This is a genomic window from Thioalkalivibrio sp. HL-Eb18, assembly GCF_000364985.1.
Lineage (GTDB): Bacteria > Pseudomonadota > Gammaproteobacteria > Ectothiorhodospirales > Ectothiorhodospiraceae > Thioalkalivibrio.
Genome location: NZ_KB822968.1, coordinates 74,926 through 96,288 on the forward strand (window position 1 = coordinate 74,926; position 21,363 = coordinate 96,288).

The 21,363-nt window shown below is 67.5% G+C and carries 15 protein-coding genes; 8 read left to right on the plus strand and 7 right to left on the minus strand.

Annotated features, from left to right (window positions below):
• Positions 1-161: 161 nt before the first annotated feature.
• Positions 162-590 carry a hypothetical protein gene (locus F813_RS0108270; RefSeq protein WP_017926197.1) on the minus strand — a complete coding sequence of 143 codons (429 nt, stop codon included), beginning with the start codon at positions 588-590 and terminating at the stop codon, positions 162-164.
• A 283-nt stretch (positions 591-873) separates the two neighbouring features.
• Here F813_RS0108270 and ddaH point away from each other — a divergent pair, with 283 nt between their 5' ends.
• Positions 874-1,686: a dimethylargininase gene (gene ddaH, locus F813_RS0108280; protein WP_369759334.1), complete on the plus strand. Its 813-nt coding sequence runs from the start codon at positions 874-876 to the stop codon at positions 1,684-1,686.
• A 21-nt stretch (positions 1,687-1,707) separates the two neighbouring features.
• Here the strand turns inward: ddaH and F813_RS0108285 are convergent, their stop codons facing one another.
• From F813_RS0108285 to F813_RS0108310, 6 genes are all read right to left on the minus strand, one after another.
• On the minus strand, positions 1,708-2,406 hold the full coding sequence (locus tag F813_RS0108285) for a hypothetical protein (protein ID WP_017926200.1): 699 nt from the start codon (positions 2,404-2,406) through the stop codon (positions 1,708-1,710).
• A 19-nt stretch (positions 2,407-2,425) separates the two neighbouring features.
• Positions 2,426-5,695: an LAGLIDADG family homing endonuclease gene (locus F813_RS0108290; RefSeq protein WP_017926201.1), complete on the minus strand. Its 3,270-nt coding sequence runs from the start codon at positions 5,693-5,695 to the stop codon at positions 2,426-2,428.
• Positions 5,696-5,796: 101 nt separating this feature from the next.
• Positions 5,797-6,516 (minus strand): 2OG-Fe(II) oxygenase, encoded by a 720-nt coding sequence (locus F813_RS0108295; RefSeq protein ID WP_026148211.1) that lies wholly within the window; start codon positions 6,514-6,516, stop codon positions 5,797-5,799.
• A 118-nt stretch (positions 6,517-6,634) separates the two neighbouring features.
• Positions 6,635-7,417: a molybdopterin-binding protein gene (locus tag F813_RS0108300; protein ID WP_012981668.1), complete on the minus strand. Its 783-nt coding sequence runs from the start codon at positions 7,415-7,417 to the stop codon at positions 6,635-6,637.
• Between the two features lie 6 nt (positions 7,418-7,423).
• Positions 7,424-8,518: a ferrochelatase gene (hemH, locus tag F813_RS0108305; RefSeq protein ID WP_012981667.1), complete on the minus strand. Its 1,095-nt coding sequence runs from the start codon at positions 8,516-8,518 to the stop codon at positions 7,424-7,426.
• Positions 8,519-8,627: 109 nt separating this feature from the next.
• Positions 8,628-9,209 carry an HNH endonuclease gene (locus F813_RS0108310; RefSeq protein WP_012981666.1) on the minus strand — a complete coding sequence of 194 codons (582 nt, stop codon included), beginning with the start codon at positions 9,207-9,209 and terminating at the stop codon, positions 8,628-8,630.
• Positions 9,210-9,600: 391 nt separating this feature from the next.
• Between F813_RS0108310 and F813_RS0108315 the strand changes: the two genes are divergently transcribed.
• From F813_RS0108315 to hrpA, 7 genes are all read left to right on the plus strand, one after another.
• Complete coding sequence (locus F813_RS0108315) at positions 9,601-10,734, plus strand: NAD(P) transhydrogenase subunit alpha (RefSeq protein WP_012981665.1); 1,134 nt, start codon at positions 9,601-9,603, stop codon at positions 10,732-10,734.
• Positions 10,731-11,042: an NAD(P) transhydrogenase subunit alpha gene (locus tag F813_RS0108320; RefSeq protein WP_017926204.1), complete on the plus strand. Its 312-nt coding sequence runs from the start codon at positions 10,731-10,733 to the stop codon at positions 11,040-11,042. The genes F813_RS0108315 and F813_RS0108320 overlap by 4 nt, the downstream gene beginning before the upstream one ends.
• Entirely contained in the window at positions 11,039-12,427 is a 1,389-nt protein-coding gene (locus tag F813_RS0108325; protein ID WP_017926205.1) for an NAD(P)(+) transhydrogenase (Re/Si-specific) subunit beta, read from the plus strand. Before F813_RS0108320 ends, F813_RS0108325 begins: the two co-directional genes overlap by 4 nt.
• 376 nt (positions 12,428-12,803) lie before the next feature.
• A complete protein-coding gene (locus F813_RS0108330; RefSeq protein WP_017926206.1) occupies positions 12,804-14,999 on the plus strand; it encodes a primosomal protein N' in 2,196 nt (731 codons plus the stop codon).
• A gap of 75 nt (positions 15,000-15,074) precedes the next feature.
• Positions 15,075-16,838 carry an arginine--tRNA ligase gene (gene argS, locus F813_RS0108335; RefSeq protein WP_017926207.1) on the plus strand — a complete coding sequence of 588 codons (1,764 nt, stop codon included), beginning with the start codon at positions 15,075-15,077 and terminating at the stop codon, positions 16,836-16,838.
• Between the two features lie 3 nt (positions 16,839-16,841).
• Positions 16,842-17,426, plus strand: coding sequence for an SPOR domain-containing protein (locus F813_RS0108340; RefSeq protein ID WP_017926208.1), 585 nt, complete (start codon positions 16,842-16,844; stop codon positions 17,424-17,426).
• Positions 17,426-21,349 (plus strand): ATP-dependent RNA helicase HrpA, encoded by a 3,924-nt coding sequence (hrpA, locus tag F813_RS0108345; RefSeq protein WP_017926209.1) that lies wholly within the window; start codon positions 17,426-17,428, stop codon positions 21,347-21,349. Before F813_RS0108340 ends, hrpA begins: the two co-directional genes overlap by 1 nt.
• Positions 21,350-21,363: the final 14 nt, after the last annotated feature.

A 21,363-nucleotide genomic window follows, 5' to 3' on the forward strand; every position in this document is an offset into this window, starting at 1 on the left:
CGGACTATTCCAGGCGCGCGCCTGTCGGCGCACGCCGTTCCGGCCTCGCGAATACAGGCTTCGTGAATCCCGGGGTCAAACCTTGCCTTTTGTCCCTGAATCCCGGGGTCAAACCTTGCCTTTTGTCCCCGAAACAGTCTTTCAACGCCGGGCCGTGCCGCTCAGGCCGTCTCGGCGGTGATGAGGCCTCGCTGGAGGTCGACGGTGATCCGCTGGCCTTCGATGACCGTGGCGCAGGCCAGCAGGAAGATCTCCACGAACTCGTTGCGCTCCTCCTCCGGCATCTCCGAGGAGGTATTGGCGCCATTGAAAGTGCCGAACATGGTGTCGTGGGCGCCGGCCGAGTACAGGATCAGCCGCTGCATGGCGGCCTGGTCGTCCGGCGATGGCGCAGCGGTATCCAGGACCGGCTCGTCCAACTTCTGCTTGATCGTGGAATAGAGATGGAACAGGTATTCCGCCGCGCTCTGGCGGCCCCGCCGATCCTGCAGGGTGAAGTTGGCCGAAACCGCCTCGCCACTGCGAGCACGCAGGACGATGTGCTTCGGCTCGGGCTGATCGTCGGCGTACGGATTCAGTATATGGGCCACGAGGTCTCCCGCAGGGTGTGGACGAATGGCGGGCCAGAGTACGAGACGGCCTGCGAGATTTCCATGACGCCCCCGCCAGCCGTGCAGCTATCCACTGTAATGGATGCAGAGATTTGGGCAGACCTCTACGCCGCCGGCACCATTGCAACGCGGCCCGGAGCACCAGCTGTCGCCCACCCGCTCACGCACCTCGACGAAGGGACTTGAAGGGACGCATCCTTGCTGGCACGTTTCAAGTCAAAAGCGTGTTCGTACCGATCCCGGTCACTAGTGGAGCACCACGATGGCGAAATCCGTTTTGATGTGCCGACCGGAACACTTCGCCATCCACTATGAGATCAACCCCTGGATGGACCTTGAGCGCCCCGTGTGCCCGGACGCAGCGGCCCGGCAGTGGGAGGCGCTTTATCAGCTCTATACGCAGACCCTTGGCTGGGAGGTCCATCTGATTCCGCCCGTCGAGGGGTTTCCGGATATGGTCTTCACGGCTAACGGCGCGCTTGTCGTGGGTGACAAGGTGGCGCTGCCAACATTTAGGCATCCAGAGCGCCAGGGCGAGACCTGGTGGTTCGAAAGCTGGCTGCGCGAGCAGGGGTTCACGGTGCTCTACCAGCCCCGCCACGATTTCGAGGGCGAAGGGGATGCGCTGATCTGGAACGACACGCTCTTCGCCGGCTACCCCTGGCGCAGCGATCAGGCGGCGCACGCCGAGCTAGCGTCGTTTTTCGATCTGGAAGTGGTCAGCCTTCAGCTAACCGATGCCCGCTTCTACCACCTCGATACGGCTTTCACGGTGGTCGATCGCCAAACCGTTGCGCTCTATCCACCCGCCTTTACCCAAGAGAGTCTGGATGCAGTACGGCATCGTGTACCCAATGTGATCGAGGCGAACGAGGCCGATGCGCTGGCCTACGGCCTTAACGCGGTCAGTGATGGCGAGCGAATCGTCCTCAGCGACCGGGCCACGGGCCTCGCCGAACGCTATCGGCAGCACGGCATGGAGGTGCATCGGGTCGCGATCGACGAATTTCAGAAATCCGGTGGCGGCATGAAGTGCCTGACCCTCGACCTGAAAGGAAGGCTGCAGGGCCGATAATCAAGACTCCCGTTCCTCGCCCTAGCACTTCGAGTAGCCGCAGTCGCGACAGGTGGGGCAGCCGTCAATGAGCTCAAGCTGGCCATCGCACTGGGGGCAGGGGGTGGCGGCGGCCACCAGTTGCGGGGCCTCCAGGGTCGCGGAGGCTTTCGGGGTTCGGTCTCTGTCATGGTACGCGGCGACCAATTCGCGGAGCGGGCGGGGATGTCCGTCAAGGTCTAGGAAGCCGCGCCGCTGTAGGATCTGTTGCAGGGCGTGGGCGATGGCGGCGACCTCGGAGGGATGGTAGAGAGGCTTGCCATAGTCGTTGGTGCCGCTGCGGACCGGGCCGCGGTCCCAGGTGACCTTGCGCAAGTCGCGCAGGGCGCGGGCGGCGTAGCCCCCGCGGGCCGCCAGCGACAGGCTGCGCATGGTGGCGGAGATCCACTGGTAGGACTCGGAGTGCTGCCCGGTGGGCAGGAAGAACTCGATCGGGCGCTCGATGGTGACGCGCTCGCCGCTGACCGTGCCGGAGACGGCTACGAAGCTGACCACCAGATAGACCGTCTGCGGCCCGCCCTGGGTCCAGTAGCGCACCTTCTCGGTGACCGACTCGAGCTCGCCCTCGGGGCGCGACGGGATGCGCTTGCCCAGCGGGTGGTCGTCACCGCCGGACGCGCCCTCGCCCTGCGGGGCATCCGAGCGGCGAAAGGCGATGATGGGCTGGTCGATCCGGTGCATCGTGTCCTCCCCGACGGCCTCAGACGTCGTCGTAGTAGCCCTCGTCCAGCGCGGCGAAGAGATTCGCGGCGGTGTGGATCTGTCCTTCGTATTCCACCTCTTCGTCGCCGCGCAGGGTCAGCTCCCGGCCGTCCGCCAGGGTAAAGGTGTACCAGGTGCTGCGCAGGCGTTCCGGGTCCACCAGCACGCCCATCTGCGCCTGCGGATTCGGCCGGTAGGTGGTGCAACCCTTGAGCCCCGCGCGCCAGGCCTGCAGGTAGACCTCTTTAAACCCCTCGAACGGGATATCGCTCGGGACGTTGAGCGTCTTGGAGATGGCCGAGTCCACCCACGGTTGCGCGGCCGCCTGCATGCGGATATGGGCGTCCACGCCGACGCGTTCCGCGGTGATCGCGTTAGCGGGCAGATCCTCCGGGCCCGCCTCGGGATCCACCAGCGCCCGGTAGGCCAGCAGCTCGTACGAGTAGCAATCCACCGCCTCGCGGGTGCGCCGCCCCGGGCGACGGATGTTGCGCGTGGTGTGGTGGAGAAAGGTCGGCTCGATGCCGTTGCTCGCATTATTGGCGACCGAAAAGCTGATGGTGCCGGTGGGTGCGATGGAGGTGGCGTGGGTAAAGCGCGCGCCCTCCTCGGCCAGCGCCGCGACCAGCGCCGGGTCCTGCACGGCGACGTGCTGCATGTAGGGGCTGAAGCGGGCGTGCAGTTCGCGCCCCTTCAGCACGTCGCCCACCTGGTAGCCGGCCTCGGCGAGAGCCGGCTGCCGCCGCAGCATGTCCGCGGTCAGCGTGAAACCCTCGTCCATGATCGGCGCCGGGCCCTTCTCGCGCGCCAGCTCCAGGCCGGCCCGCCAGCTCGCCAGCGCCAGGCGGCGACAGACCTCCGCGGTGAAGCCAGCAGCCGACTCCGAACCGTAGGTCTCCCCCAGCATCGCCAGCGCCGAACCGAGCCCGAGGATGCCCATGCCGTGGCGGCGCTTGCGCAGCATCTCGGCGCGCTGCTCTGGCAGCGGCAACCCGGAGATGTCCGCAACATTGTCCAGCATGCGCGTGAACACGCGCACCACCCGCTCGAAGCGTTCCCAGTCGAAGGCGGTGTCGGCGCTGAACGGCGCGGACACGAATCGGGTCAGGTTCACCGAGCCCAGCAGGCAGGCCCCGTCCGGCGGCAGCGGCTGCTCGCCGCAGTTGTGCGCACACAAACCGTTAGCATCAAATGCGTGCACATCTGGAACAGACACATCAAAAACTTCTTCAATCCCGCCGGGTTCGATCTTCGTAACCCGTGCGACGAAACGCTCACGGTTCAGGCCGCGCTTGTATCGGGCCAGGGCTTGTTCCAGACGTCGTTTCTTGTCCGTGTCCGCGAAGCCGACTTGCTGGAGAAAGCGTTGGAGGTTCTCACCTCTGACGATCAGCTCGTGCTGCGCTTTGATCGCATACTCCTTAGCGCCGCCGTTACCGTCTGGCAGGTGGCGCATCCCGGCCGAACGGCGGTTCCTGTAGATTGATGACGCAATCCCCAGCCTCAGAAGCATCCGTTGTACGGCTTCCAAACGCGACATATCAGACTGTGAGAGGCGAACGCTGACACCCTTCTGCTGACCGCCCTGAACGGAACCATCAGCGTCGAACATCCCCCGGAGAAATCCTCGACAAAACTCGCTTGAAGCTTGCTCCATAGCCGGAGTAACCGACTTCGCGCCCGGCCCCATGCCAACTTCTTCTGCCAGAGACTTTAGGGCAGCCAGGCTAAGCCTGAATTCGTTCCGGCCAGCCACTTCCTGCCATCCTGAAAAATCACTGCGATGTGGCAAGGTCCGGGCAGACCTCATTACCTCTTCCATAATCCCTTCCACCCCCGCCGGGGAAACCGCATCGGGACTGGTGCCAACAACAGCGGCCAGCTTCCAAACCGATAGCACCGCCTTGTCGTTCTTGAGGGTGCCGTCACCGACCAACATACCCAGCAAGTAACCTTGCTCATGGGTGTATTCACCAGGCCACTCGGCGTGGGCGCGATGGTCGTTGAGCAACACCCGATCGCCTTCGCGCAGCCGCGCCGCCGCACACCATTCTGTTTCCGTGACATAACGTGTGTAGCGGGTAACGCGACGCAACCGGTGATCGGCCGTCAGTTTCAACTGATAACCCTCAGCAGTAGCCAATCGAACGACCTGCTTTGCCCCAGTCGGGACGAAACCTTGTTCGCCCGTTGTGTAGTCTCGGCCATCAACCCTCACGCGGAATTGCTGTCCCAACAGATCTCGCACCTGACGCGGCCCGATAGACGTGTGGATCCATGTGTCTGCCGTAATGCAGGGGTTAGTGGCGCGGATCACCTCGTCGAACCAGGCGTTGTTCTGGCGGTTGACCTGGTCGATCAGGATGACGCCGGGTTCGCCGACGTCATAGGTGCTTCGCATCAGCGTGTCCCACAGCTCGCGGGCGCGCACGCGGCGACAGACACGGCAGGCGACCCGGCCCTGGTCGTCGACGCGGTAGCCGTCCTCGACCACCGGCCAGTCGCGATAGACGAGATCGGATGCGGGCACCCCGTCCTGTTCCACGGGCAGCAGCGGGAAGGCCAGCGCCCATTCGTCGTCGCGCTCCACGGCCTCCAAAAAGGCATCGCGCACCAGCACGGACAGGTTGAACTGGGTCAGCCGCCCCTTGCGGCGCTTGGCAAGGATGAAGCGCTCGATATCCGGGTGGCCGATGTCCAGTGTCGCCATCTGCGCCCCGCGGCGGCCGCCGGCCGCGCCGATGGTGCGGCAGGTCTGGTCGAAGATCTGCATGAACGCGACCGGGCCGTTGGTCGGGGCCCCGGCGCCCGCGACCAGCGCACCCTTCGGGCGCAGGGTGCTGAAGTCGTAGCCGATCCCGGCCCCGGCCTTGAGCGTCAGCCCGGCGACGGTATTGGCATCCAGGATGGCCTGCAGCGAATCGCGAATCGTGCGCGAGACGGTGCAGTTGATCAGCGTGGTCTGCGGCTTGTGCGCCTCGGCCCCGGCATTGGCCAGGATCCGCCCGGCCGGGATGGCACCGTTGTCCAGCGCCCAGCGGAACTCGCGCTCGATCGGCGCGCGCTGGTCCGGCGCCTCGACGGCCGCCAGCGCACGCGCAACGCGGTCGAACATCGCCTCCATCGAGGCGTCCACCGGCTCGCCGTGCGCATCGCGCAATTGATAGCGCTCGGCCCAGATGGAATACGACGAGGGTTGCAGCGGCACGTCCGGAGAGGCGCCCTGAATAGATATCACATTGTCATGCGATTGCCAGCTGTCGCCCATGGTGGCCCGCCGCTCCGCGTTCGGTCCCGGGCTTCCGATAGCCCATTATCCGATCATGGGCGCCGGTGGCGAGTGCTGCAACACAGCCCCACCAGCCTCCGTCAAAAACGGTCGAGACTGGCGAGCGGACCTGACAGGTCGCGCACACGCATCCAGGAGGCGATGCTGGCGCGCCAGCGGCGGGTGGGCAGCACCGCGTGCGGCACGCTCTGGCTGAGAAACATCACCAGCGTGCCGGCCGTCGGCTGGATACGCTGGCATTCGCGGCCCGCATCGTCATAGATCGCGAGCTGGCCACCGTCCTGCTCTTGCCAGTCGCGGTTCAGGTAGAACACCAGCGACAGCCGGCGGCAGTTGCCGGCCTGAAAGGCATCCACATGCCGGGCGTAATGGGTGCCGGGCGGGTACAGGGCAAAGTGCGATTCGGTTTCGAACAGTCCCGGGATCAGGGTGCGGCCCACCTGCAGCCGGATCGCGTCCAGGCGCTCCATGAACGCCTGCTGCGCCGGGCTGGCACCGTCCAGCCAGTGGATCCAGTCGCCGCGGGTGGCCCGGTCATGGTGGCGCTCGCCCCCTCGGCCGATGCGCGCCTGCGCCAGCTGCGCGGCATCGCGCAGGGCGTAGACCTCGTCGCGCAGCGCATCGACGCTCTCCGCAGGCAGGAAGTCGGGCCAGACGCACCGCTGATCGTGCACCAATGCATCCAGCCAGCCCTCCGGCTCGCAGGCTTCGGGAACCCGGGATTCGACGCCGACTGGCGCGCGGGCCGGGGGCCTCTCGGCAGGGTCCGACCACTCGGGGCCGGGAACGGGCAGATTCACGTGCGGGGTCTTCCATTCGGACCGCCCAAGCGGCACACAGGCGGATGCCTGCAAGCCAGCAATATACCCCGCCCGGCTCGCCGCGCAAGCACTTTCGGCGGGGTCTGCCCAAACCGCGTCAGTGGCCCAGGAAACCGCCGGCGATCAGGTGCTGACGCAGCGCGGCCTGTCCCTCGGTGACACGGGCGCGGGGGCCGCGCAGGCCCAGTTCGACCTGCGGGGCCTGGCGGTCCATCCGCGGCAGGCAGGAGATGCGCAGATCGGGGAATGCCGCCTCCATGGCCTCAAGCACCGGGACCAGGCGGCTCTCGGTCACGTTCTCGAGCACCAGGACCTCCTCGACCGAGCCGGCGGCGGCATCGCGCCCGGGGAAACGCTGGTCCAGCACCCAGCGCACCATCGGTTCGGCCATGACCGGGAATCCGGGCACGCAGTGATGCCGCCCGCAGCTAAGCCCCGGGATGCCGTTGACCGGATTCGGGATCAGGCTGGCCCCTTCCGGCAGTTCGGCCATGCGCACGCGGTGCGGCCAGGCCTCTGCGCCAAAGCGTTCCTCGAGGATGGCCATGAAATCCGGGTGCGGCCGCAGGGGAAGACCAAGCGCCTTGGCCAGGCAGGCGCGGGTGCGATCGTCCGGTGTGGCGCCGATCCCGCCAAAGCTGAACACCTCCGCCCCGGTCGCCAGGGTCTCGCGAAAGGTCTGCGTCAGGCGGCCGGCGTGGTCCCCGACGATACGGATCCAGGCCAGCTCCAGCCCCTTCTCCGCCAGGGCCGCGGTGAGGTGTTCCTGGTGCCGATCCCGGCGCTTCCCGCTGAGCAGCTCGTCGCCGATGATCACGGCACCGATCTCGGTATCGCCGGGTGCCTCCTCGACTCGCCCAGGCGCGGTGGTCTCGTCCATCGCGGCCTACTGCTGCGCACCCAGGGCCAGCGCCCGCTCACGGGCGGAGGCGCGCGCCTCGAAGGCGTTGTCCGGGTCGTCCAGCCACGGGGCGATGTGCTGGCGGGCCAGTCCGGCCAGGAAGTCGAGGTGGTCGGCGCGGTCGTTCAGCGCCGGGATGTAATGGAAACGCTCGCCACCGGCCTTGAGGAAGATTTCGCGGTTCTCGTCGCCGATCTCCTCGATGGTCTCCAGGCAGTCGGCCGAGAAGCCGGGGCAGATCACGTCCACTGAACGCACGCCCTCCTTGGGCAGCGCCTTCATGGTCTTGTCGGTATAGGGCTTCAGCCATTCCTCGCGGCCGAAACGCGACTGGAAGGTGACCTGCCACTGATCGTCGTTCAGGCCCAGCCTGGCCGCCAGTTTCTGGCCGGTGGCATGGCACAGGCAGTGGTACGGGTCGCCCTTCAGCAGGTAGCGTTTCGGGATACCGTGGAACGACATCACCAGGCGGTCCGCCCGGCCGTGCGCATTCCAGTGCTCGCGCACGCTGCTGGCCAGAGCCTCGATGTAACCGGGCTCGGCGTCGTAGGAGGCGACGAACTGGAGATCCGGAACCCAGCGCCAGCCCTTCAGAACATCCGCCACCGCATCGAAGGTGGAGCCGCTGGTGCTCCCCGAGTACTGCGGATAAAGGGGCAGCACGATCACGCGGCGAACACCCTGGCGGCGCAGCTCGTCCAGACCCGCCTCGATGGAGGGATTGCCGTAGCGCATACCCAGCGCGACCGGGACCTCGTCGCCGACCTGTTCGGCCAGACGGTTGCGCACGCCCTCGACCTGACGCCGCGAGATGGCCAGCAGCGGCGAGCCGTCGTCGGTCCAGACGGTGGCGTACTTGGCGGCCGAGCGGCGCGGGCGGATGTTCAGGATGATGCCGTTGAGGATCAGCCACCACAGCGGGCGCGGGAACTCGACTACGCGCGGGTCCCAGAGGAATTCCTTCAGATAACGCTTGAGTGCCGGGGCGGTGGGCTCGTCCGGCGTCCCGAGGTTGGTCAGCAGTACACCCGCCTTGCGCGGCTGGCCATGGCGGTAGTCCGCTTCTCCGAAGTACTTCATGGTGCTCCCTGCGGCAATAGAGGATGGATGACTCCTGTCGGAGTCACGCCCGTTGCGTTGGTTCCCTGCCAAGGATAGCGCGAGCCGCGCACGGGGCGCGCGGGTGCGATCAGCCGAGGCGGCCGCGCAGGGGGCTGGTCCGGGGGAAGTGCGCCAGCAGGAACTCCATCTGGTCGGCCAGCACCCGCTTGCCTTTCAGGTAGATGTATTCCGCGTGGGTGGGCGTGAACGGGATCGCCAGAAGCTGCATGCCGGCCTGCTCGGGGGTGCGGCCGGCCTTGTGGTTATTGCAGCGCTTGCAGGCGGTCACCACGTTGTTCCAGGTATCGGCCCCGTTCTGGCTGATCGGGGTGACGTGGTCGCGCGAGAGATCGCGCTCGTAAAAGTGCTGGCCGCAGTACAGGCACAGATGCGCGTCGCGGCGAAACAGCGTGGTGTTGTTGAGCGGCGGGATATAGTGATTGAAGCGGGACTGGCGGGTGCCGAAGGTGGCGATGATCGAGTTGACCTCGACCCGGGACTGCAGCCCGGTGCGGGCGTTGATGCCGCCGCGCACGCGATACAGCAGACTCCCGCAGGCGTAGGCGACCTGCTCGGTGTAATAGAGGCGCACGGCCTGTTCCAGGCCGATCCATTCCAGTGGCATGCCCGCGGCGTCCGTACGCAGGACCTGATGCTCGGTCGGCAACATGACCTCGTCCCGTCTCCAAGGAAACACGGATTTGCTCACGCGGAACTTGAGCAGGCCCGACGCCGCCGGGCGTGAGCAAATCCATGTCCCCTTCGCCGAGTCGACCGCTGGCGCGGTGCGGGATCGCACGAAACTTGCTTGACAATAAACAGGCCGAGCCCGCAACGCAATTACAGCCGCATGAACACCGGTTGGGCGCGTGGATGCGGGCCCGGAGAACGCGCCCCATTAACGGGCTGTTTAAGCGCGAAGGCGATTCCGCTACACTTGCTGGCCGTTTTTTCCGCCGAATGGGCCACAAAAGCCTTGTTCGGCGTCCTTAATACCACCCGCGAGCGCGGCCGAACGTCCCGGAGGGATTGCGGGGACGCTTGGCCCGGGGAGAGAGCGCATGGCAATCAAATTATCCGTTCCCAAGGAGTCCGCCAGCGGCGAACGTCGCGTGGCCCTGGATCCGACGGTGGCGGCCAAGTTCAGCGATCTGGGCGTCACCGTGCAGCTGGAGAAGGGTGCCGGCTCCAATGCCCATTTCCCGGACACGGCCTACGAGAAGGCCACCGTGGTCGATACCGAGACGGCCTACGGTCAGTCGGACCTGATGGTCCGCGTGGCCCCACCGACGGTGGAAGAGGTCAACCAGCTGCCGGAGGGCTCCACCGTCGTCAGCCTGTTCCACGCCCACCGCAACCCGGACGTGGTCAAGGCGATGCAGGAACGCAAGATCCTGAGCTTCGCGATGGAGCTGATCCCGCGCATCTCGCGCGCCCAGAGCATGGACGTGTTGTCGTCGCAGGCGGCCGTGGTCGGCTACAAGGGCGCGATCATGGGGTCGGATCTCTCCTGCCGCTTCTTCCCGATGCTGACCACCGCGGCCGGCACCATCCGCCCGGCCAAGGTCATCGTGATCGGTGCCGGCGTGGCCGGGCTGCAGGCGATTGCCACGGCCAAGCGCCTGGGCGCGATGGTCGAGGCCTACGACGTGCGCTCCGCGACCAAGGAGCAGGTCGAGTCGCTGGGTGCGAAGTTCCTCGATCTGGGCGTCTCCGCCGAGGGCGAAGGCGGCTATGCCCGCGAACTGACCGCGGAAGAGAAGCAACAGCAGCAGGACGCGCTGAGCGAGTTCATCGCCAAGGCCGACGTGCTGATCACCACCGCCGCGATCCCGGGCCGCGAGTCCCCGAAGCTGATCCCGAAGGACATGGTCGAGGGCATGAAGCCGGGCGCGGTGATCGTGGATCTCGCGGCCGAGGGTGGTGGCAACTGCGAGCTGTCCAAGCCAGGCAAGACCAGCCGGCACAAGGGCGTGATCATCCACGCCCCGCTGAACGTGCCCTCGCAGGTCCCGCTGCATGCCTCCGAGATGTACGCCAAGAACCTGCTCAATTTCCTCACGCCGATGATCGCCGAGGGCGGCGAGTTCAAGCCGGACTGGGACGACGAGGTCATCGCCAAGAGCGTGCTGACCCGCGACGGCGAGATCGTGCACGAGGCCACCCGTGAGGCCCTGAAGGGAGCGCAATCATGATCATCGAAGGCTTTATCGCGCTGTACATCTTGATGCTCGCGGCCTTCACCGGCTACGAGATCATCTCCAAGGTGCCGGTCATCCTGCACACCCCGCTGATGTCCGGTTCCAACTTTGTCCACGGCATCGTGCTGGTCGGGACCATGGTCGCGCTGGGCCATGCCCAGACGCCGCTGGAACAGGCGATCGGCTTTGTCGCCGTAATCCTGGCCGCGGGCAACGCCGTGGGTGGCTATGTCGTCACCGAACGCATGCTGGAGATGTTCACGACCAGCAAGAAGGACGACAAGAAGGGAGATAAGGCATGAGTCTGATCATCAACCTCGCCTACTTCGCGGCGGCGGTGCTGTTCATCGTCGGCCTCAAGCAGATGTCCTCCCCGACCACCGCACGTCCGGGGATCATCTGGGCCGGCGTGGGCATGGTGATCGCCACGCTCGTGACCTTCGTGCACCCGGAGATCTCCGGCGGCGTGAACTACACCCTGATCATTCTGGGTATCGCCATCGGTGGCGCGCTGGCCTGGTGGAGCGGCAAGAAGGTCGCGATGACCGACATGCCGCAGATGATCGCGCTTTACAACGGCATGGGCGGCGGCGCCGCGGCCGGTATCGGTGCAATCTACCTGCTGCAGGCCACCCCGGAGACGGTCACCAACACCGGCCTGGCGATCGCGGTGACCGGCTCGCTGATCGGCTCGGTGGCCTTCTCCGGCTCGCTGGTGGCCTACGCCAAGCTTGAAGGCCTGATGAAGAAGACCTTTACCTTCGGCGGCCAGCAGATCGTGAACATCGCGATCTTCGCGATCACCGTGCTGCTGGGCTTCATGATGGCCACCAGTGGCGGCGAGATCGGGTCGTTCAGCCTGCTGCTGTTCTTCGTGCTGGCGCTGGCCTTCGGCATCCTGATGACCCTGCCGATCGGCGGCGCCGACATGCCGGTGGTTATCTCGCTGTACAACGCCCTGACCGGTCTCGCGGTCGGCCTGAAGGGGATCGTCCTCGACAACCCGGCCCTGATGATCGCCGGTATCGTGGTCGGTGCGGCCGGTACGCTGCTCACGCAGTTGATGGCCAAGGCGATGAACCGCCCGATCAAGAACATCCTGTTCAGCCAGTTCGGGGGTTCCAGCGGCGGCGCCGAAGAAGCGATCGAAGGCACCATGAAGGAGATCCAGGCCAACGACGCCGGGATCATGATGGCCTACGCCGAGAAGGTGATCATCGTGCCGGGCTACGGCATGGCCGTGGCGCAGGCGCAGCACAAGATCTGGGAATTCACCCAGTTGCTGCAAAAGCGCGGCGTGGACGTGAAGTTCGCGATCCACCCCGTGGCAGGCCGCATGCCCGGGCACATGAACGTGCTGCTGGCCGAGGCCGGCGTGCCCTACGACATCATCTTCGATCTCGACGAGATCAACGAGGAGTTCAAGACCGCGGATGTCGCGATGGTGATCGGCGCGAACGACGTCGTGAACCCGGTGGCCCGGACCAATCCGGAATCGCCGATCTACGGCATGCCGATCCTGAACGCCGACCAGGCGAAGAACGTCATCTGCGTGAAGCGCGGCAAGGGCGCGGGGTTCTCGGGCATCGAGAACCACCTGTTCTATGCCGAAAACAACCAGATGCTGTACGGCGACGGCCAGAAGGTAGCCGCCGAACTGGTGGCATCGGTCAAGGCCCTCGGCTAGACCGATGCCGGGCCTCGCGCCCGGTTTCCGCTTGCAAGCCCGGCCCCATTTTCGGTGGCCGGGCTTTTTTGTGCGCAGCCCTCCGAGAGGCCAATACCGGACCAATCCCTGTACACGACCTGTACAGGATACCCACAGGTGGATACAAACGATGGCAGTTAGGTGACACAACAGCCAACCGATATCATCAATGACACACAACTACTTGATAAAACGAAACAAAAACACTTTGGTCGCTTTTTAGCCATTCTGATACGAATCAAGCAGCAACAGGCGTTTAGCGGCTTTCACCCCATTTCCTCCACAGAGTTGTCCACAGGTTTTGTGGATAACGGTCACACTCTTGTGCGTATGCGGACTGGCGTAGACTAGCCACATGCCCGAGACCGGAATTGCCCAGGTCGCACTCGACCGACCGCTGGACCGCCTGTTCGACTACCGGATCCCCGAAGACACCGATCTGAGGCCCGGGCAACGAGTCCGTGTACCCTTCGGTCGTGGCGAGGCGATCGGCATCGTGGTCGCACTCGCGAATCAAAGCGACGTGCCCGAGAACAAGCTGCGCGAGGCACTGGGTTCACCCGATGCGCAGCCCATCCTGACGCCGATGGTGCTGGAACTCCTGCGTTTCGGGGCCCGCTACTACCACCACCCACTGGGCGAGGCCCTCCTGAGCGCGCTGCCCCCCGCCCTGCGGCGTGGCCACCCCTTGCCCATCCTGGCCCCCGAACCCCTCTGGCGGCTCACGGCGGCGGGCCACAGGGCACTCGCGGAAGGGCAGGTACGGGGCCGCCGCCAGCTCGCCATCCTGCGTGCCCTGCCCGCGCTCGGCGCCGCGCTGGACCGCACGACACTGTCCACCGCGGCCGCCCTGCAGATCACCGCGAAGGATCTGCGACAGCTGGAGGCACGCGGCTGGCTGGAACAGACGCGTGCCGATCCGCTTGCTCCAGCGCCCCCTACCGGCACCGGCTACACCCTGACCCCCGAGCAGGAGGCCGCCATCGCGGCGGTGTCGCCAGACGACCCCCGCCCGATGCTGCTGGAGGGCGTCACCGGAAGCGGCAAGACCGAGGTCTATCTGCGCATGGCCGCCGATGCGGTCGCGCGTGGCCGTCAGGTCCTGTTCCTGATCCCGGAAATCGCACTGACGCCCCAGCTTGCCGGGCGCATCCAGCAGCGCTTTCCGGGACAGGTTGCGCTGCTGCACTCCGGCCTGGCCGAGGGTGAGCGCCTGCGTGCCTGGGAGGCAGCCCGGCAGGGCGAACGCCGCATCGTGGTCGGGACCCGTTCCGCCCTGTTCGTCCCGCTGCCCGAGCCGGGCCTGATCATCGTCGACGAGGAACACGACAGCGCCTTCAAGCAGCAGGACGGCTTTCGCTACAGCGCGCGGGATCTGGCGATCAAGCGTGGCCAGCTCGAGCACACCCCGGTCGTTCTGGGCTCGGCGACACCCACCCTGGAGACCCTGCACGCCGCACGCCAGGGGCGCTACACCCATGTGCATCTGCGTACCCGGCCGGACGGCACGCAACCACCCGGTGTGGAGACCATCGACACCCGCGTGTACAGCCCGGACGAGGGCCTGACCGCACCGCTGCTGGATGCCATGCAACAGACCCTGGCCGCCGGAGCGCAGTGCTTTGTCCTGCTCAACCGGCGCGGCTTTGCGCGCGTGCTCGCCTGCGAGAGTTGTGGCTGGGTCGCCGACTGCCCGGATTGCGATTCTCACCTCACCGTGCATACCCAGGATCGTCGCGCGATCTGCCATTTGTGCGGACACCAGGAGCGCCGGGCGGAACGCTGCCCGGAATGCGGCGAGGCCCTGATCAATCGCGGGCTCGGTACCCAACGCCTGGAACAGGCCCTGGCCCGGCACTTCCCCCAGACGCCGATCATTCGCCTCGACCGCGACAGCGTGCGCCACAAAGGGGCCCTGGAGACCGCACTGGACCGCATCCGTCAGCTGGATGCCGCGATCGTGGTCGGCACCCAGATGCTGGCCAAGGGCCATGATTTCCCGCGTGTTGGACTGGTCGGCGTGATTGACGTCGACCAGGGGCTGTTCAGCGTGGACCTGCGCGCTACCGAACACACCCTGCAACTGATCGTGCAGGCCGCCGGTCGTGCGGGCCGGGGTGACGGTGGCGGGCGCGTCCTCCTGCAGACCGGCCACCCCGATCACCCCCTGATGCGGGGGCTGGATGCCGGTAACTATCCGGCGATGCTCGAGCCCCTGCTGGCCGAACGCGAGGCGGCCGGGCTGCCGCCGTACGGGCACCTGGCCCTGGTCCGCGTCGAGGCCGCCGAAGCCGCGGCGGCGCATCGCCACGCGGAGACCATCGCCGGACACCTGCTCGCGGCACGGCACGGAGACCTGCGCGTGCTGGGTCCGGCCCCCGCCCCGCGCCATCGCGTGAACCGGCGTTTCCGCGAGCAGATCCTGCTGCGCGCGGCCGAGCGTCAGGCCCTGCACCGGACGCTCACGCAGGCCCGACATGCGTGGCAGACGGAAGATCTGCCGCGTGGGGTTCGCATCGCGATTGACGTGGACCCGGTCTCCCTCGCCTGAACCCCGCATCCAGCGGGCACCCGGCCCGGATTCTGGTTAGAATGCGGGCCTTTTGAGACAACGGACCCGGTTCCTTTGAAAGACGCCCTTACCCAGGCCCTCGCGGCCGCCCTGGAGACCCTGGTGGCCGATGGCCGCATACCCCCCGATCATGGTGTCGAGGTACAAGTGACGCGTGCCCGCGACCGCGAACACGGCGACTTTGCCAGCAATCTGGCGATGCAACTCGCGCGCCCGGCGAAGACCAAGCCCCGCGACCTGGCCGAGGCCCTGTGCGCCGCGATGCCGGCCGTGCCCGGCCTGGCCGGCACCGAGATCGCTGGCCCCGGCTTCATCAACTTCCGCCTGGCCGCGGATGCCCGCACCCAGGTGCTGGGCCGCATCGCCGCCCAGGGCGCCGACTTTGGTCGCTCCAGCGTGGGCAACGGCCGCCCGGTGCAGGTGGAGTTCGTCTCCGCCAACCCCACCGGCCCGCTGCATGTCGGCCACGGCCGCGGCGCGGCCTTCGGCGCCACCGTCGCCGACCTGCTGGACTTCTGCGGTTTCGACGTCACCCGCGAGTACTACGTGAACGACGCCGGGCGGCAGATGAACATCCTCGCCGCCAGCGTCTGGCTGCGTTACCTGGAACAGCACGGCGTACAGGTCCCGTTCCCCGCCAACGGCTACCAGGGCGACTACATCTACCCGGTCGCCGAATCCCTGACCGCGCAGATCGGCGAACAGGCCGTGCACCCGGCCGCGGCCGTCACCCGCGACCTCCCGCCGGACGAGCCGGCCGGCGGCGACAAGGAGGTCTACATCGACGCGGTGATCGCCCGTGCCCGCGAACTGCTGGGCCCGGAGCTGTACCGCACGGTGTTCGACTGCGGCCTGAACGCGATCCTTGAAGACATCCGCGACGACCTGCGCGAGTTCGGGGTCGAATACCAGTGCTGGTTCTCCGAACGCAGCCTGGCCGACTCCGGTGCGATCGACGCCGCGGTGCAGGATCTCCAGGCACACGGCGCGCTGTACGAGAAGGACGGAGCCCTGTGGTTCCGCTCCACCGACTACGGCGACGACAAGGATCGCGTAGTGCGCCGCGAGAACGGCGACTACACCTACTTCGCCTCCGACATCGCCTACCACCGCGAAAAGTTCCAGCGCGGCTTCGAGCGCGTGATCAACATCTGGGGCGCCGACCACCACGGCTACGTCCCGCGCGTGCGCGCCGCCCTGCAGGCCCTGGGCCTGGAGGCCGACCGCCTGGACGTGCTGCTGGTGCAGTTCGCGATCCTCTATCGCGGGGGCGAACGCCTGCCGATGTCCACCCGTGCCGGGCAGTTCGTCACCCTGCGCGAGCTGCGCGACGAAGTCGGGTCGGATGCCGCACGCTTCTTCTATGTGCAGCGCCGCTGTGACCAGCACCTGGACTTCGACCTGGACCTGGCCAAGTCGCAGTCCAACGACAACCCGATGTACTACATCCAGTACGCTCACGCGCGTATCGCCAGCGTGCTGCGCACCGCCGCGGAGCGCGGCCATACCGCCAGCGCGCTGGACGACGCCAGGCTCTCCGAACGCCTGACCGAGCCGCAGGAAGACGACCTGCTGGACCGCCTCGACCGCTTCCCCGAGGTGATCGCGGCCGCCGCCGAGGCCTGCGAACCGCACCAAATCGCCCAGTACCTGCGCGAGCTGGCCGCCGGCTTCCATACCTACTACAACGCCGTGCCGTTCCTGAATGCAGAGGACGCCACCGTGATCGGTGCGCGCCTGGCGCTGCTGACCGGCATCAAGCAGGTGCTGCACAATGGGCTGCGCCTGCTCGGCGTCACCGCCCCCGAACGGATGTAGCCCATGGCCCAGGCCCGCCGCAAGCGCCGCAAGACGACCCCCGCCCGCTCTTCGCGACCGATCCCGGGCTGGGTCTGGATGTTCGCCGGCCTGCTGATCGGGCTCGGGATCGCCGCCGTGCTCTATCTCCAGGGGGCCGATCGTTCACCCGATATCGGCGCGCTGTTCGGCGAACCGGAGCCCCCGGCCGAGCGGGCGCCCGCGGCGGAGCCGGAGCGTTTGCCCACTGATGACGAGCCGCGGTTTCGCTACTACGAGCTGCTGCCCGAAGACGAGGTCCGCGTCCCTCGGGGCGAACGTGAAGTCCCGCAAGACCAGGTGATCCCGCCCCCGGCTTCCCCGGCCGAGGGCGATCCGGTGATCCTGCAAATCGGGTCGTTCCGGCGGTTCGAACAGGCCGACGAGATGAAGGCCCGCATCTCCCTGCTGGGCCTGAGCCCGCAGGTACACGAGGTCCAGGTCGAGGGCGAGACCTGGCACCGGGTCTTTGTCGGCCCCTTCACCCAGGAGGACGACGTCAACCGCGCCCTGGACCGCCTGCGCTCGGAGAACATCGAGGCCCTGCGCCTGCGTCACCGGGACGGTTGATGGCCGCGGCGGGCCCGGACCTGGACGCCCTGGCGAGGACCGTGGAGGCCCTGCCGCAGGGCAGCGAACGCCGCGAACTGGGCGAACTGCTGCGCCGGGCCCGCCAGCGGCACAAGCGCGGCCAGCCCTGTGACCGGCTCGTCTCCACCCTGACCCAACGCCTTGCACGCGCCGAGCAGGGCGGCGCCGAACGCCAACACCTGCGCCCGCAGCCCACTTACGCCGGCGACCTGCCGATCCACGCCGAGCGCGAGCGCATCGTCGCCGCCATCCGCGAGCATCCGGTGTTGGTGCTGTGCGGCGAGACCGGCTCCGGCAAAACCACCCAGCTACCCAAGCTGTGCCTGGAGGCCGGGCGCGGCGAGACGGGGCTGATCGGCCACACCCAGCCGCGCCGCATCGCCGCGCGTTCGGTGGCCAGCCGCATCGCCGAGGAGCTCGGCACCACGCTGGGGGGTGACAAGACCTCCACCGTCGGCTTCAAGGTGCGCTTCTCCGACCAGACCGGGCCGAACAACTGGGTCAAGCTGATGACCGACGGCATGCTGCTGGCGGAGCTGGCACATGACCCGGAGCTGCGCGCCTACGACACCCTCATCGTCGACGAGGCCCACGAGCGCAGCCTGAATATCGACTTCCTGATGGGCGTGCTCAAGCGCCTGTCAAAGAAGCGCCCGGAGCTGCGCATCATCATCACCTCCGCCACGCTGGACCCGGAGCGGCTGTCGGCATTCTTCGACGACGCCCCGATCCTGACCGTAGCCGGACGCACCTACCCGGTGGAGCTGCGCTACCGCCCGATCGAGCCCGAAGACGCCGACGAGGACGATTCCACAGAACGCGGCGAACGCGACCTGTTCGACGGCATCCGCGACGCGGTGGCGGAATGCGAACGCGCCGGGCCCGGCGACATCCTGGTGTTCCTGCCCGGCGAGCGCGAGATCCGCGACGCCCACAAGGCCCTGCGCGGCCAGGTGCGCGCCGACACCGAGATCCTCGCGCTGTACGCCCGCCTGTCCGCGCGCGAGCAGGCGCGGGTGTTCCAGTCGCACAGCGGGCGGCGCATCGTGCTGGCCACCAACGTCGCCGAGACCGCGCTGACCGTCCCCGGCATCCGCTTCGTGATCGACTCCGGGCTGGCCCGTATCTCGCGCTACTCCTGGCGCTCGCGCGTGCAGCGCCTGAGCCTGGAGCCGATCTCGCAGGCCGCCTGCGACCAGCGCGCCGGGCGCTGCGGCCGCCTGGGCCCCGGCATCTGCATCCGGCTTTTTTCCGAGGACGACTTCAACCTGCGCCCGCCGTTCACCGACCCGGAGATCCAGCGCTCCAACCTCGCCTCCGTCATCCTGCAGATGGCCGCGCTGAAGCTGGGCCAGCCACGCCAGTTCCCGTTCGTGGATCCACCCGATCCGCGCCTGGTCAAGGACGGCTACCGCCTGCTGGAGGAGCTGGGTGCAGTGGACACGCACGGGCGCATCACCCCGCGCGGCCGCCAGCTGGCGCGCATGCCCATCGACCCGCGCCACGGCGCGATGCTGCTGGCCGGGGCCGATCATGGCTGCGTCAGCGAGACCGCGACCATCGCCGCCTTCCTGTCGCTGCAGGACCCGCGCGAGCGCCCGGCCGAGGCGACCCAAGCGGCGGACCAGGCCCATCGCGAGTTTCAGGTCGAGGGCTCCGACTTCATGGGCATGTTGCGGCTATGGGAGGCCTGGCACAGCGCGCGCGAGGACCTCGGCTCGAATGCCCTCAAGCGCTGGTGCCGCGAGCACTTCCTCAACTTCCTGCGCATGCGCGAGTGGCAGGAGCTGCGCGTGCAGCTGCTGCGCCTGGCCCGCGAGATGGACCTGAAGCCAAACCACCAGCCCGCCGACGCCGAGCCCGTGCACCGCGCCCTGTTGACCGGGCTGGTCAGTCAGATCGGCCAGAAGACCGAGCGCGGCGACTACCTCGGCGCACGCAACCGCCGCTTCCAGATCCATCCCGGATCGGTCCTGGCGAAGAAGAAGCCCGCCTGGGTGATGAGCGCGGAGATCGCCGAGACCACCCGTGTCTACGCCCGCGACAACGCCCGCATCGAGCCCGACTGGATCCTGGCCGCGGCGCCGCACCTGCTCAAGCACCACATCTTCGAGCCGCACTTCCAGCGCCGTAGCGGGCGCGTCGGGGCCTTCGACCGTATCACCCTGTACGGCCTGGTCGTGGCCCCGAAAAAGCCGGTGGACTTCGCGAAACACGACCCGTCCGAGGCGCGGCGCATCCTGATCCGCGAGGGCCTGGTCGGCGGCGAGCTGCGCACCCGCTCGAAGGGGGTACAGGCCAACCGCGAGGCCGTGGCCGAGATCGCCGAGCAGGAGGCGCGCGGGCGCCGACGCGACCTGCTGGTGGAAGAGGATCGCCTGTTCGACTTCTATGATGCCCGCCTGCCGGCGGACATCACCGACGGCACAAGCTTCGAAACCTGGGCGCGCAAGGCCGAGAAGCAGGCCCCCGACGCCCTGCGGATCGACCGCGCGGAGCTTCTGAACGAGCCGGACGCCACGCTCCCGCAGGGGGCCTACCCGGATCATCTGGAGCTCGAGGGCCTGCGCCTGCCACTGGCCTATCGCTTCGAGCCGGGTCAGCCGGATGATGGCGTGACCGTCACCATCCCCATCGCCGCGCTTAACGCGGTGCCCGACTGGCTGGGCGACTGGCTGGTACCGGGGTTGCTGGAGGAACGCGTGACCGGCCTGTTGCGCAGCCTGCCCAAGGGCCTGCGCCGGCAGTTCGTACCCGCGCCGGATTTTGCAGCCGCCGCCCTGGCGCGGATCGAACACCGCCAGGGCCCGCTGATCCCGGCGCTGGCCGAGGCCCTGCGCGCGATGACCGGCACCGAGATCCCGCTGGATGCCTGGCGCCCGGAGACCCTGGAACCGCACTTGGTGATGCGCTTTCGCATCCTCGACCCGGAGGGCCAGGAGCAGGCCAGCGGCCGCAACCTGGCCGCGCTGAAGCGCCGGCTGGGCGGCAGCGCCGAGGCCCACTTCGACGCCAGCCGCCCGGACGAGATCACCCGCGAGGGCATCACCGAATGGGACTTCGGCGCGCTGCCGGAGAGTGTCGAGTTCGACCACCAGGGCGCACAGCTGCGCGCCTTCCCGATCCTGGTCGACCGCGGCGACGCCGTCTCGCTGGAGCTGGAGCCGGACCCCGCGAAGGCCGAACGCGCTCACCGGGGGGGGCTGCGCCGGCTGTTTCTGCTCGGCGCGCGCAAGACCGCCCGCGACCTGCGCCGCCAGCTCCCGGAGATCGAACGCGCCTGCCTGAACTACACGACACTTGGTAGCTGCGAGGCCCTGCGCGACCAGATCCTGGAGGCCGCGGCCGACCGCGTATTCCTGGCCGAGCCATGGCCGCGCGATGCCGAGGCCTTTCGAGAGCGCCTGGAGGCCCGCCTGCCCGAGTTCTCGCCCACGGTGATGGAGCTCTCGCGCCTGGCCGCCGAGATCCTGCGCCACTGGCACGACCTGCGCACCCGGCTGCAGGGGGATCTGCCGCTGTCCTGGATCGAGGCCGCACGCGACATGCGCGGGCAGCTCGAGGCGCTGGTCCCGGCCGATTGCCTGCTGCGCACCCCGCATGATGTGCTGCCCGAGCTGCCGCGCTACCTGCAGGCGATCGACAAGCGCCTGGAACGCCTGACCCAGGCCCCGGACAAGGACCGCGCCCGGCGCGTGGCGGTCGAGCCGCTGTGGCAGCAGGCACAGGAGCTGATCGCGCGGGCGCCGGACCACCCGGACGTGCTCGCCTTTCGCTACCGCATCGAGGAGTTTCGCGTCTCGCAGTTCGCCCAGGAACTGGGCACCCGCGAGAAGGTGTCGCCCAAGCGACTGGAACGCGAATACGCAGATGTGATCCAACGCCTGGCCAGTGGCACATGAGCGTTCTTGAAAGG

What these genes read in the sequence shown, in the direction of transcription:
- F813_RS0108340 (WP_017926208.1), top strand. Translation starts at nt 16,842, where the DNA reads ATGGCCCAGGCCCGCCGCAAGCGCCGCAAGACGACCCCCGCCCGCTCT.
- hrpA (WP_017926209.1), top strand. Translation starts at nt 17,426, where the DNA reads ATGGCCGCGGCGGGCCCGGACCTGGACGCCCTGGCGAGGACCGTGGAG.
- F813_RS0108285 (WP_017926200.1), bottom strand. Translation starts at nt 2,406, where the DNA reads ATGCACCGGATCGACCAGCCCATCATCGCCTTTCGCCGCTCGGATGCC.
- F813_RS0108290 (WP_017926201.1), bottom strand. Translation starts at nt 5,695, where the DNA reads ATGGGCGACAGCTGGCAATCGCATGACAATGTGATATCTATTCAGGGC.
- hemH (WP_012981667.1), bottom strand. Translation starts at nt 8,518, where the DNA reads ATGAAGTACTTCGGAGAAGCGGACTACCGCCATGGCCAGCCGCGCAAG.
- F813_RS0108330 (WP_017926206.1), top strand. Translation starts at nt 12,804, where the DNA reads ATGCCCGAGACCGGAATTGCCCAGGTCGCACTCGACCGACCGCTGGAC.
- F813_RS0108320 (WP_017926204.1), top strand. Translation starts at nt 10,731, where the DNA reads ATGATCATCGAAGGCTTTATCGCGCTGTACATCTTGATGCTCGCGGCC.
- F813_RS0108300 (WP_012981668.1), bottom strand. Translation starts at nt 7,417, where the DNA reads ATGGACGAGACCACCGCGCCTGGGCGAGTCGAGGAGGCACCCGGCGAT.
- F813_RS0108315 (WP_012981665.1), top strand. Translation starts at nt 9,601, where the DNA reads ATGGCAATCAAATTATCCGTTCCCAAGGAGTCCGCCAGCGGCGAACGT.
- F813_RS0108325 (WP_017926205.1), top strand. Translation starts at nt 11,039, where the DNA reads ATGAGTCTGATCATCAACCTCGCCTACTTCGCGGCGGCGGTGCTGTTC.
- ddaH (WP_369759334.1), top strand. Translation starts at nt 874, where the DNA reads ATGGCGAAATCCGTTTTGATGTGCCGACCGGAACACTTCGCCATCCAC.
- F813_RS0108310 (WP_012981666.1), bottom strand. Translation starts at nt 9,209, where the DNA reads ATGTTGCCGACCGAGCATCAGGTCCTGCGTACGGACGCCGCGGGCATG.